This window comes from Bartonella sp. AP150HLJHH (assembly GCF_042196385.1).
Lineage (GTDB): Bacteria > Pseudomonadota > Alphaproteobacteria > Rhizobiales > Rhizobiaceae > Bartonella.
The window spans coordinates 82,386-94,164 of record NZ_JBHIQC010000004.1 but is presented as its reverse complement, the minus strand read 5'-3'; the positions used below and the strand labels follow the sequence as shown (position 1 = coordinate 94,164).

Sequence of the window (11,779 nt, the reverse complement as noted above, 5' to 3'; positions counted from 1 at the left end):
AATAGTCTATGATATGAATGATTTGAATGTAGGAATATACCTATGAGTGCTGTATCTGCGCAAAATACTCGTCGAAAAAATACATTTCTTAGCGATACGCTTATGTTTCGTATTGCTTCTACTTTGCCTAAGTTTTTGTTAGCAAGTTTTGAAGAAATAGGGGATTTTGCCGCGAGTCGAGAAGCATGGAAACTTTCTTGCTTAGCGAATCATTATAAGCCTTTACTATGCTATAATGATGAATGGGGGCAACCAACAGAAAGATTAGAGATCCATTCTTCCTATCAAGCTCTTCAACAATATTCTAGACAAGCAGGTTTGGTTACCTCGCTTTGGGAAAATACGAGCTCAGAAAATGGAGTACGCTATCAAGCGCGTGCGATTCGTTTAGCTTTATCTGCTGGTTTAGAAACAGGACATTTGAATGAAGTTATCATAACGAGTGCAGCTATTGCTGTTTTAATTAGTGATATCGAGCTCTTCAAAAAATGGCAAAATGTACTTTTATCACGCCAATATGATTCCTCATCAAAACCTATTCATCATAAAAAGGCTGCTTCTCTAACTTGTGCATTTGACGATATTGAAAAATACGCTTTCAATTTTCCAAGTGTTAAGAAAATTTCTTTCGATGAAAGTATGGAACGTGATCTATATCGTTTAAATGTTGTAAAAACCAACGTTATTAATCCTACCGCTGACGGATATCTTGTTAGTGCAGATTTAGATGGTCATTTAAGTTGTTTTTTTATTCCACGCATACAAGAAAATGGCGCATTAAATGGATCTATATCGATTCGTCATTTAATTCAGCGTTCTGGAGAACTTTTAACACCAGAGGGGGTTGTCGACTTCCAAGGCAGTTATGGCTGGCTTTTGGGAAATGCTGGAGAAGGGCTTAAAGTTATTAAAGATATCGAGACGATGATGCGTTTCGATCAATCTGTCATATCGGCAGGTGTTTTACGAGCGGCTCTTCAATTTGGTATGGATTTTTTCCGGAAAAAAATGCCCAATCAGCCTTTACCTCCACTGACAGAACGTATTTTTGCAGATATTGCATTAGATATAGCTGCCTCACAAGCATTGGTTTTACGTTTAGCGAGAGCATTTGACAATGCAGCAAATGACCGTTCTGAAGCAGCTTTTGCCCGCATTATGACACCTATTATTGCTTATCATGTAAGTCAATTGGTTGTGCCTATTATTGGTGAAATTATCGCACAACTTGGTATTGAAAGTTTTATAGAGAATAATCCATTATCACAAATGTTGCATAATGGGCCTGCGCGGATTGTGAGAAATAGTTCTGCTAATCAATTGGTAAAGGATGCCATTCTTATTGCTGAAAAAGCACCGGGATTGTTTCAGAAATTGTTGGAAAAAATTGCTCTTGATATTGGACCAGCAGGACCCCGAGCAATTGAAATTATTAAGTCAGCAGGTGATATGGCATCAGCAAATGAAGGTGCAGGAAGATTTTTTGTTGAACAAGTAGCTTATGCAGCAGCAGCAGCAGCATTACGTTCTACAGACATAGAACATGTTGCGAATGCCTATATGGAAAGCCGCCTTGGGGGACAATGGAGATCTTCTTACGGGATGCTCATTGCACGATATAATGCAGGGCATTTGCTCAATGTTCTCTATCCTTCCATATGATGAAAGTTTTGAATTCTATTGAGAGCACCTTGCAATATAAAAGCGGCGGCTGCTGAATCAATACGGCTTGCTCTTTTAGCGCGCGATACATTCATTTCTAAAAGAGACCGTTCCGCAGCAATTGTTGATAAACGTTCGTCCCAAAAAACAAATGGAATTTTTGTATAAGCTTTCATATTACTCACAAAAGCTCTGGTTGCTTGAACACGAGAGCCACTGCTTCCATTCATGTTAAGAGGTAAGCCAATGATAATAACGCCTACATTTTCACGGTCAAAAATTTTAATAAGTCTGTAAGCATCTTCTGTAAATTTTTTTCGCTGTAGTACAGGACGCGGATTTGAGACAGTCAGCCCCCTATCAGAAATCGCAATTCCGATAGTTTTTGTCCCTAAATCTAAGCCTGCTATTGTTTGTCTAGGCAAAAGATGTTTTATAACTTCATCTATATTAATAACAGTCATAAAGGTATAATACGTTTTTTAATGTTTCAGATCTATAGTTATATTCTTTATTCATGTTATCTAATATTCTTGCACTTACAAGTGCAGCCTTGTATAGCCAGAATAAAGATCAAATAAATAAACAAAAAAGCAGAAAGGCGTAAAGAGTATGTCTGTTGATCAAGAGACAGTCAAGCGGATAGCACATTTAGCAAGGATTGCCCTCCACGATGATGAGATAGAACCTGTGACAAAAAAATTCAATGCTATTTTAGGTTTTGTAGAGCAATTGAATGAAGTTGATGTCAGTGGAGTTGAGCCATTAACATCTGTGATGCCGATGACTCTACGAATGCGTGAAGATACTGTTACAGATGGCGATAAAGCAGAAGATATTGTAGCCAATGCCCCTGTTACAGAAGAAAATTTTTTTCTTGTCTCAAAAATTGTTGAGTAACTTTTTATATTTTTGAAATTTGAGAACCAATATGACTGATTTAACAACTCTCACAATTGCGCAAGCTCGTGATGCTTTAATAAAGAAAAATCTCAAAGCAACAGAATTAACGGAAGCTTATTTACAAGCAATAGAATCAGCTAATCCAGTTTTGAATGCTTATGTAACAATAACAGCAGAACAGGCAATGAAAATGGCTGCTGAATCAGACAGTCGCTTAGCGAAAGGGCAGGGAGGGCTTTTGGAAGGAATTCCCTTGGGGATTAAAGATCTTTTTGCAACCTATGGTGTTCATACTCAAGCCTGTTCAAATATCCTTGATGGTTTTAAACCGCACTATGAATCAACTGTCACGGCTAATTTATGGCAAGATGGTGCTGTGATGTTAGGAAAACTTAATATGGATGAGTTTGCTATGGGCTCATCCAACGAAACATCATATTATGGTCCCGTTATTAGTCCATGGAGAAAAAAAGGCTCAAATGAAAAACTCGTACCCGGTGGTTCTTCGGGAGGATCCGCAGCCGCTGTTGCTGCACAAATTTGTGCTGGTGCAACTGCAACCGATACAGGTGGCTCAATACGTCAACCAGCAGCTTTTACTGGAACTGTGGGAATAAAGCCAACTTATGGACGTTGTTCGCGATGGGGCGTTGTCGCGTTTGCTTCATCTCTTGATCAAGCTGGACCTGTTGCTAGAGATGTTCGTGATTGTGCTATCTTACTCAGATCAATGGCCTCTTTTGATGAAAAAGATTCTACTTCCGTCAATTTACCAGTTCCTGATTATGAAAGTTATCTTGGTCAATCAATCAAAGGAATGAAAATCGGTATTCCAAAAGAATATCATGTGGATGGAATGTCTCCAGAAATTATTGAGCTTTGGCAAAAAGGAATAAATTGGTTAAAAGAAGCAGGTGCTGAGATTAAAGATATTTCTTTGCCCCATACAAAATATGCTCTACCTTCTTATTACATTATAGCTCCTGCAGAAGCCTCTTCTAATTTAGCGCGTTATGATGGTGTGCGTTTTGGTTTGCGCATGCCTGGGAAAGACATCATTGAGATGTATGAAAATACGCGTTCTGTTGGTTTTGGTGATGAAGTCAAGCGGCGTATTTTGGTGGGAACTTATGTCCTTTCATCTGGTTATTATGATGCCTGTTATCTAAGAGCTCAAAAAGTAAGAACACTCGTAAAACGTGATTTTGATCAATGTTTTGCTTCAGGCATTGATGCTATTTTGACACCAGCAACACCAACACCTGCTTTTGGTATTGCTGATGAAAAAATAAAAACTGATGCTGTAGCAATGTATCTTAATGATATTTTTACGGTACCAGTCAATATGGCTGGTTTACCAGGAATTTCTGTTCCTGCTGGTCTGTCATCAAATGGTTTACCTCTAGGATTGCAATTGATTGGTAAACCTTTTTCTGAAGAAGTCATTTTTCAGATAGCGCATATTATTGAACAAGAAGCAGGAATATTCAGTGCAGAAAAATGGTGGATGTAATAGTCAAAATTCACAAAGGAGCATTTCTCATCCTTAATGAGAAATGCTTTTTTTAAAGGTGGAGGGAATGAGCTCTATTTCCTTAATTCGTAGTCTTACCCACCAAGATAGGCTTCTTTAACACGCGAATCAGAGAGCATAGTTTTTCCTTCACCGTGAAATAAAATATGTCCTACCTCTAAAATATAAGCATAGTCAGCTATGGAAAGTGCAGCAAATGCATTTTGTTCAATAAGAAGAACAGTTTTTCCCATATCATTAATTTTTCGAATAATAGAAAAAATTTCTCGAACGAGAAGTGGTGCTAACCCCAACGAGGGTTCATCTAATATGACCATATCAGGATTGCTCATGAGTGCACGGCCCACAGCAACCATCTGTTGTTCACCACCTGACATTGTTCCTCCCAACTGTTTTGCTCTTTCACGTAGGCGCGGAAAAAGGTCAAATATCCATTCAATATCACGGGAAATTCCCTGCTTATCGTGACGAATATAAGCACCTAGATGAAGATTCTCTAAAACAGTGAGATGGGGCATGATACGTCGTCCTTCAGGGCTTAGAGCAATCCCTAATCGCAAAATCTCTTCTGGTGATTTTTTTATAATAGATTTGCCATTATAGGTAATTTCTCCATAAACAGAGCGATTAAGCCCTGTAATAGAACGTACAATACTGCTTTTTCCTGCACCATTGGCTCCAATTAAAGTGACAATACTGCCCCGCTTTATGGACATAGAAAGATTTTGGACAGCTTTAATGGCGCCATAATGAACATAAAGATTTTTTATTTTAAGAATATCCATAAACATCTCCGCCAAGATAAGCTTCAATAACTTTAGGGTTATTACGAATTTCATCTGGTGTACCACTGGCAATGCAACAGCCATATTCCATAACCAAAATATGTTGGCAAAGCCCCATAACCACTTTCATATCGTGCTCAATAAGAAGAATTGTAAGATCAAAGTCTTTTTGCACTTTTGCTATGAATTTTCTAAGATCTTCACTTTCTTGTGGATTCATGCCAGCAACAGGTTCATCAAGAAGAAGCAATTTGGGCTTTGTGGCTAACGCACGCGCAATTTCTAGACGTCGTTGCACACCATAAGGTAAAGCTGTTGCCGATTGATTGGCAAGATGATCAAGTTGTAGCTGTTCAAGGAGCTCCAAGGAATTTTTATAAACTTCCTTCTTTTCTTTTATTGCTTTTGAAAAAAAGAGAGCTGAAAAAAACCAAGGATATTTTTGTCGAACATGCGCTCCTACCATAACATTCTGCAAAACCGTTAACCCTGAGAAAAGACGAATATTTTGAAATGTTCTGGCAATATGGCTTCTACAGATAATATAAGGAGACGCTCCAGAAATTTTTTTCTCATCAAAAAGAATGATGCCGCTTGTAGGAGCATAAAATCCAGAAATCATATTGAAAACTGTTGTTTTTCCAGCACCATTGGGACCAATTAATCCAGTAATACTTCCTCGTTTAATTGCCATATTAACATTATTTACAGCAACTAATCCGCCAAAACGCATTACAATATTATTGAGTGAAAGGATATTGTCGTTCATAGCTTTCCCTCAGTATTAGAAAGCTTTTTGCGTGTCAAAAAGCTATAAATTCCATTCCATGAAAATTCTCGTTGTCCCATTAACCCTTTTCTCCAAAACAAGATAATTACCAGCAATAAAAGAGAAAAAACAACCATACGAAGCCCTGGGGTTTCTGGAATATGTATAAAACCTAAGTCAAATGGACTTTCAATAATACGAAGCCATTCAAGCATGACTGTAATAATAATGCTGCCAATAATACTCCCTGTAATTGAACCGAGACCACCAGCAACAACAATCATTAAAATATTAAAAGTCAGAAGAAAATTAAACATTTTGGGATCAATGGTTGAAATAAGAGCCGCCATTAATGCGCCACCTATACCTGCAAAAAATGCTCCAACAGTAAAGGAAAAACTACGGTAGAAAAAAGCATTTATTCCCATAGTTTTCGCAGCTATTTCATCATCACGAATAGCACGTAATACGTTACCAGTATTACTTTGCAGTAAGAGGACAATAAAGAGAACTGTAAATGCTAGCCAACCATAGTTCCACCATAATGTTGCATTTTGAGGTATTCCTTTGATTCCCAAAGAGCCATTTGTGAGCGATGTTGCGTTCGTAATGACAATGCGAATAATTTCCGCAAAACCTAATGTTGCAATTCCAAGATAATCGCCACCAAGACGCAATATTGGTAAAGCAATTAATAAACCTACAACAGCAGCACACAAACCACTTATAACAACAGCGATAAAAAAAGGTAACTGTAAATGATATAATGGTTCAGCAATAGGCTCAAGAATCCACATCATTTCTTTTTGTTCAGGGGAAAGAAGTAAAATTGCGCAAACATAAGCACCAATAGCCATAAATCCAGCATGTCCAAGAGAAAACATACCTGTGAAACCATAAATCAAATTAAGCGAAATTGCCAATATCGCATTAATAGCAATCAGATTGATGATACGAAGCGTATAGTCATTAAAATGGCTATCAGCATAAAATAAAAAACCTATGAGAACTAAAACACTTATACACGATAAAACAGTTGTCGCTGACTTTGCCATTAGATTTTCTCCTGATTTCTTTTACCCATTAATCCTGTGGGCAATATCAATAGAATCAGAATCAATAAAATGAAAGCGAAGGCATCTCGATATCCAGATAGCGCGGGGAAAAATGCGATAATCATAATTTCAATAAACCCTAATAATAATCCTCCCAACATTGCACCTGGTATCGAACCAATACCTCCGATAACAGCAGCGATAAATGCTTTAAGACCAGGAAGAACACCCATATAAGGCTGAATTTGAGGATAACGTAAAGACCACATAATGCCAGCTATGGCGGCAAGAGCTGAGCCTATTCCAAATGTAAGCGCAATAACTTTATTGACAGACACACCCATCAAACGTGTTGTTTCAATATCATGGGAGATTGCGCGCATAGCAAGACCCGGTTTTGTTTTATGGATAATCCATAACAGTAATAAAATAAGAATTAATGACACAAAGGGAACGATCAGAGACATGGGAGCAATTCTGATGATACCATCTGCTCCTGATCCTAGATGCCATAAAAATGGTGTTACAAGAAAGTCTGGCTGTTGTACACCTTTCGGAACACCACTAAAGAGTACAGTAGCAAGATTTTCAATAAAAAAAGAAACACCAATTGCACCGATAAGTGCCGAAATACGCGGAGCATGGCGTAGAGGTTTATAAGCAAATTGATCAACAGCAACACCCACAGCACTTGTAATAAAAATGGAAAAACAAAGAGCTAAAACCCAAATCGGTGTAAAGTCTTGCGGGGAAATTTTAAAATAATAAACAAATCCTAGCGCAAGAATTAAAAAAGCAGCAATCCAATAAATTGGAGGACGCCTTTTAAAGCCTATAAAGACCGAATAATAAACAAGAGCAGCAAGGAACAAAAGAAGAAAAGCTGCCCACGCAGGCATAAAGCCAATTGTGGAAAAGAAAACAAAGTATGCTCCCAGCATAAAGATATCACCGTGAGCAAAATTAATGAGTCTCAGTATACCGTAGACCATGGTGTAGCCAATAGCAATAAGCCCATAAAGAGATCCCAATGCCAGTGCATTAAAAAAGTACTGGATGAACATTTCAGTGCTCATCTCTCATCCTTCCACATTTGTTAATTTACATAGGACAATAAGAAATTTCTAAGTTTTTGGTTGAGAAAAAAATCCTCAACCAATTCTTGCATTTTAGTAAGTAAAACTTTTTAATTAAAAAGCAGGTTTAACTTCTTCTAAATAAACACGTTTTCCATCCTGTATTTTAATGATACCAATAGGAATTTTAGGGTTATGATTTTCATCCATTGACATATCCCCAAAGGGGGTAGGAAAATCTTTTAATTGGCTAAGTGCGATAGTAATTTTTTCACGATCAGTGCTACCAGCATTTTCAATAGCCTTCATGAACATCATATAACTCGTGTATCCCAAAACAGAATTGATATTTGGCTCTTTGTCTGGGTAAGCTTTTTTCCATTCTTTTGTGAATTCTTGCGCAGCTACTGACATATTTGGCATATCCTCACTATAGGGAAGTGTCGTATGTAAGAAACCTTCTGCAGCTTTTCCTGCAATCGTAATGGTTTCTGGATTATCCATAGCATCTCCCCCCATAATTTGAAACTTCGCCCCTAATTCTCGTGCTTGTTTCATGATGATAGCACCTTCAGAAAAGTAAGATGGAATGAATAAGATATCAGGTTTCTGGGCGATAATTTGCGTGAGAACAGCTGAAAAGTCCTGATCTCCAGAATTATAATTTAAATTTGAGATAACTTCACCACCTAATTTTTTGAAAGCACGCGTAAAATAACTTGCAAGACCAATGGCATAATCGCTTGAAATATCTTTAAGGATAGCAGCTTTTTTTGCGTGTAAAGTTTGGCTTACATAAGTTGCGATTCCTACTCCTTGATAGGAATCAATAAAGCAAGCACGAAAGTAATATTTTTTACCCTGTGTAACAAGGGGACTTGTTGAGGACGTTGCAATGGTTGGAGTCTTTGCCTTTTCAGATATTTCACCACCTGCTAACGAAAGTGAAGAACCATAGCTACCAATGATTCCACTCACTTTTTCACTTGCTGTTAAACGCATAACAGCATTAGCCGCTTCTACTTTATCAGATTTATTATCAATAATAACAAGTTCCACTTTACGTCCTAAAATTTCTGGAACTTTTTTATGGGCTAATTCTATACCTCTAATTTCAAGCTGACCTCCAAATGCATTTTGACCACTTAATGGAAGATAAACACCAATCTTAATAGGTTCACTCGCATAAACATTTGCTGTAAATGCCATAAATGCTGCGATTATCGTAAGGATTTTCTTCAATTGCATTGCGCATTTTCCTTAATTGAATTGTCGTTTTTCCACCTTATATTGAACTTCTTCATCATGCAAGTTACACATTAATCAAAATATCATTATGTAAAAAAACTTTTATATGACCTCTTTTGTAGGGCACTCCTTGTAAGGTATGTAAAGTGTACAATCAAATAGTTTTATAAATATTCATGTTGATATTCTCTGACATTAACATAGAAGATACGACAATGTGGGGAAATCTTATCTTGGGGCTTGCGTGTTGATACAAGAGCAATGTTTACTTAAACCTAGAGAATCAATATCGTACAATTTACAAGCTACAGGATCACGTTATTATGACGAGTAAGGATGCATTAAAGGATTGTTCCCCATCTGAGGATAGTATAGGTGCTTGTGGGGAGATTATCGAAATCAGTGGTGTCATTAAGTGGTTTGATGGTAGTAAGGGGTATGGATTTATTGTACCTGATTTACCTCATTTTCCAGATATATTATTGCATGTTACGGTAATGCGAAGGGATGGTTTTCAAACAGCTTTAGAGGGAGCTAAAGTCATTTGTGCTGTGGAAAAAACTGAACGAGGGTTAAAGTGCGTTCAGGTGAAATCCATAGATTGTTCTTCAGCAATTCATCCATCAGAAGTTCCTGCCCGTACCCATGTTGTTGTTACTCCAGAAAGTGGACTAGAACGAGCAATTGTTAAATGGTTTAATCGTGACAAAGGATACGGTTTTCTTAGCCGAGGGCAAGGAACAGAAGATATTTTTATTCATATGGAAACATTGCGCCGTTTTGGTTTAGCAGAGCTTCGTTCCGGCCAAGTTGTTCTTGTACGTTTTGGTAAAGGAGAAAAAGGTTTAATGACAGCAGAGATTTATCCGGACATAGGCATTCCTTTAGCTACGCATTGAATTTCACGAGTGAAATCAGTGTGTTTTCTATATTTTTAAAGATGGTTATTCCGTAAATTGCTATAGAGGTAGATTTTTAAAGAAAATATGGCTCTCGTTAATCCATAAACCAAATGAAGAAAATTTCGCATATTACGTTGAAAAAAACTAGAAAATAACAAGGAAGCAATCCTCTTGTTTTTTGACTTTTAAACTCTGGTACTTTTTATTTTAGAAACAAAATTTAAAATTTTTCTGTGGTGGAGACAAGAATGTTAAAGCCTTTTAAAAAGGGGCATATTGTTTTATTGGTGATGCTTTTTATGTTAGATATGCGTGTTGTTGTAGCAAAGGAGCCCATAGAGATTCCTGTGCATCCGGTTCCTTTAGAAATACATACAAAGCAAGGTCCGGTTTTTTATAAGGTAGAGATTGCTTTTACGCCATCTCAAGCAGCAGCTGGTTTAATGTATCGAACTGATTTTCCACGCGATCGTGCAATGCTCTTTAAGCAGCTAAAAAGTTCTCGATCGGGAGATGAGCAGAAAATTTTTATGTGGATGGCAAATACGCCTTTACCTTTAGATATGATTTTCTTAAACTCTGAGGGAATTATTGTATCGATTATTGAAAATACTTCTCCACTTTCAACAAATACCATTTCATCAGAAGTTCCTGCAGCTTTTGCACTTGAAATTAACGCTGGTGAAGTTTCTAAAAAAAAGATACAAAAAGGACAACGTGTTATTCATCCTGTACTTTGTGGAAAGTGCAATAAAAAATGACCGCTGAAGATATTCGTTTTTTTGAATATAATGGTTTGCGATTTGCTTATCGAGAAGAAGGGCAGGGCGCGCCTATTTTGTTGATCCATGGTTTTGGATCTTCTGCACGGGTGAATTGGTATGCAACGGGTTGGTTTCGTATTCTCACTGAAGCAGGATATCGTGTTATTGCTCTTGATAATCGCGGTCACGGAGATTCAGTTAAAAGTTATGATCCTATCTTTTATACACCTCAAGCTATGGCTGGCGACGCAGTAAAGTTACTGCAGCATTTAGAGTTATCTAAAGCCCATGTTATGGGATATTCTATGGGGGCTCGTATTAGTGCTTTCATGGCTCTTTTGCATCCAACATATGTACACAGTGTTATTTTTGGTGGTTTAGGTATTGGTATGGTGACGGGAGCAGGAAATTGGGAGCCTGTTGCTGAGGCCCTTTTAGCAGAAGATATTTCCACTATTACCAATACGCGCGGTTTAATGTTCCGTAAATTTGCAGATCAAACGAAAAGCGATAGGCGTGCTCTTGCTGCTTGTATCATTACATCAAAACAGGAGTTAACGGCGTCTGAAGTTTACAAAATCAAACAACCAGCACTTGTTGCCGTTGGTTCATTAGATGAAATTGGCGGTGATGCAGAGCCATTGGCAGCCTTGTTGCCTTGTGGTGAAGCTTTATCAATTCCTGATCGAGATCATATGCTTGCTGTAGGCGATAAAGTTTATAAAAAAGGCGTTATCGATTTTCTTTCTCGTTATCCTATAAAATAAGAACTCTTCATAGCTTTTAGAATTTACAGAAATACCCAATATTTTTATTTCGTATAAATTGAAAAAAGCTTATTAAAAAATCTTTTTGTTGTGACGTAAGTTTTTATAAAAAATGAAAAGAAAAATAAACTCTTATTAGCTTATTTTGTATATTTTCCAGAGACGTAATTCTTCTAAGATTAGATAATTATACTTTAAAGGTTATTAAAAAGAATTATTTTCGAATGATGTAATAAATATTTTTTGCTAAAAAATGTAGTTTTAAATAAAAAAATATTTTTATTTATATTTTTTATAAAATAAACAAAATTATA

General features: G+C 37.0%; 12 protein-coding genes. 6 read left to right on the top strand and 6 right to left on the bottom strand.

The genetic code is table 11. The annotated features are described in order from the left end of the window. Nucleotides 1-42: 42 nt before the first annotated feature. Nucleotides 43-1,662: an acyl-CoA dehydrogenase family protein gene (locus tag ACFING_RS03320; protein ID WP_375621277.1), complete on the top strand. Its 1,620-nt coding sequence runs from the start codon at nt 43-45 to the stop codon at nt 1,660-1,662. On the opposite strand, the gene ruvX is transcribed toward ACFING_RS03320, so the two are convergent. Further along, nucleotides 1,647-2,126, bottom strand: a complete 480-nt coding sequence (gene ruvX / locus ACFING_RS03315; RefSeq protein WP_375629871.1) for a Holliday junction resolvase RuvX — start codon at nt 2,124-2,126, stop codon at nt 1,647-1,649. The genes ACFING_RS03320 and ruvX overlap by 16 nt on opposite strands. Before the next feature lie 148 nt (nt 2,127-2,274). On the opposite strand from ruvX, the gene gatC reads away from it, so the two are divergent. Further along, entirely contained in the window at nt 2,275-2,562 is a 288-nt protein-coding gene (gene gatC / locus ACFING_RS03310; RefSeq protein WP_375621275.1) for an Asp-tRNA(Asn)/Glu-tRNA(Gln) amidotransferase subunit GatC, read from the top strand. A gap of 31 nt (nt 2,563-2,593) precedes the next feature. After that, nucleotides 2,594-4,078: an Asp-tRNA(Asn)/Glu-tRNA(Gln) amidotransferase subunit GatA gene (gatA, locus tag ACFING_RS03305; RefSeq protein ID WP_375629868.1), complete on the top strand. Its 1,485-nt coding sequence runs from the start codon at nt 2,594-2,596 to the stop codon at nt 4,076-4,078. A gap of 95 nt (nt 4,079-4,173) precedes the next feature. Here gatA and ACFING_RS03300 read toward each other — a convergent pair whose 3' ends face one another. The 5 genes from ACFING_RS03300 to ACFING_RS03280 all read right to left on the bottom strand — a co-directional run bounded on the left by ACFING_RS03300 (nt 4,174) and on the right by ACFING_RS03280 (nt 9,032). After that, the gene (locus tag ACFING_RS03300; protein ID WP_273791026.1) at nt 4,174-4,884 is read right to left on the bottom strand and encodes an ABC transporter ATP-binding protein; all 711 of its coding nucleotides are present in this window, start codon (nt 4,882-4,884) and stop codon (nt 4,174-4,176) included. Further along, nucleotides 4,871-5,653 (bottom strand): ABC transporter ATP-binding protein, encoded by a 783-nt coding sequence (locus tag ACFING_RS03295; protein WP_375629865.1) that lies wholly within the window; start codon nt 5,651-5,653, stop codon nt 4,871-4,873. Before ACFING_RS03295 ends, ACFING_RS03300 begins: the two co-directional genes overlap by 14 nt. Further along, a complete protein-coding gene (locus ACFING_RS03290) occupies nt 5,650-6,708 on the bottom strand; it encodes a branched-chain amino acid ABC transporter permease (RefSeq protein WP_375629862.1) in 1,059 nt (352 codons plus the stop codon). Before ACFING_RS03290 ends, ACFING_RS03295 begins: the two co-directional genes overlap by 4 nt. After that, nucleotides 6,708-7,784, bottom strand: a complete 1,077-nt coding sequence (locus ACFING_RS03285) for a branched-chain amino acid ABC transporter permease (protein ID WP_375621271.1) — start codon at nt 7,782-7,784, stop codon at nt 6,708-6,710. The genes ACFING_RS03290 and ACFING_RS03285 overlap by 1 nt, the downstream gene beginning before the upstream one ends. Before the next feature lie 114 nt (nt 7,785-7,898). Further along, entirely contained in the window at nt 7,899-9,032 is a 1,134-nt protein-coding gene (locus tag ACFING_RS03280) for an ABC transporter substrate-binding protein (RefSeq protein WP_273791030.1), read from the bottom strand. Between the two features lie 323 nt (nt 9,033-9,355). On the opposite strand from ACFING_RS03280, the gene ACFING_RS03275 reads away from it, so the two are divergent. The 3 genes from ACFING_RS03275 to ACFING_RS03265 all read left to right on the top strand — a co-directional run bounded on the left by ACFING_RS03275 (nt 9,356) and on the right by ACFING_RS03265 (nt 11,465). Beyond that, on the top strand, nt 9,356-9,931 hold the full coding sequence (locus ACFING_RS03275; protein WP_273791031.1) for a cold-shock protein: 576 nt from the start codon (nt 9,356-9,358) through the stop codon (nt 9,929-9,931). A gap of 251 nt (nt 9,932-10,182) precedes the next feature. Continuing rightward, nucleotides 10,183-10,695, top strand: a complete 513-nt coding sequence (locus tag ACFING_RS03270) for a DUF192 domain-containing protein (RefSeq protein ID WP_375621269.1) — start codon at nt 10,183-10,185, stop codon at nt 10,693-10,695. Beyond that, nucleotides 10,692-11,465 carry an alpha/beta fold hydrolase gene (locus ACFING_RS03265; RefSeq protein WP_375611926.1) on the top strand — a complete coding sequence of 258 codons (774 nt, stop codon included), beginning with the start codon at nt 10,692-10,694 and terminating at the stop codon, nt 11,463-11,465. The genes ACFING_RS03270 and ACFING_RS03265 overlap by 4 nt, the downstream gene beginning before the upstream one ends. The last annotated feature ends 314 nt before the right edge of the window (nt 11,466-11,779 follow it).

Coding starts and splice junctions, on each gene's coding strand:
- ACFING_RS03295 (WP_375629865.1), bottom strand. CDS start 5,653: ATGAACGACAATATCCTTTCACTCAATAATATTGTAATGCGTTTTGGC.
- ACFING_RS03290 (WP_375629862.1), bottom strand. CDS start 6,708: ATGGCAAAGTCAGCGACAACTGTTTTATCGTGTATAAGTGTTTTAGTT.
- gatC (WP_375621275.1), top strand. CDS start 2,275: ATGTCTGTTGATCAAGAGACAGTCAAGCGGATAGCACATTTAGCAAGG.
- ACFING_RS03300 (WP_273791026.1), bottom strand. CDS start 4,884: ATGGATATTCTTAAAATAAAAAATCTTTATGTTCATTATGGCGCCATT.
- ruvX (WP_375629871.1), bottom strand. CDS start 2,126: ATGACTGTTATTAATATAGATGAAGTTATAAAACATCTTTTGCCTAGA.
- ACFING_RS03320 (WP_375621277.1), top strand. CDS start 43: ATGAGTGCTGTATCTGCGCAAAATACTCGTCGAAAAAATACATTTCTT.
- ACFING_RS03270 (WP_375621269.1), top strand. CDS start 10,183: ATGTTAAAGCCTTTTAAAAAGGGGCATATTGTTTTATTGGTGATGCTT.
- ACFING_RS03265 (WP_375611926.1), top strand. CDS start 10,692: ATGACCGCTGAAGATATTCGTTTTTTTGAATATAATGGTTTGCGATTT.
- ACFING_RS03280 (WP_273791030.1), bottom strand. CDS start 9,032: ATGCAATTGAAGAAAATCCTTACGATAATCGCAGCATTTATGGCATTT.
- ACFING_RS03285 (WP_375621271.1), bottom strand. CDS start 7,784: ATGAGCACTGAAATGTTCATCCAGTACTTTTTTAATGCACTGGCATTG.
- ACFING_RS03275 (WP_273791031.1), top strand. CDS start 9,356: ATGACGAGTAAGGATGCATTAAAGGATTGTTCCCCATCTGAGGATAGT.
- gatA (WP_375629868.1), top strand. CDS start 2,594: ATGACTGATTTAACAACTCTCACAATTGCGCAAGCTCGTGATGCTTTA.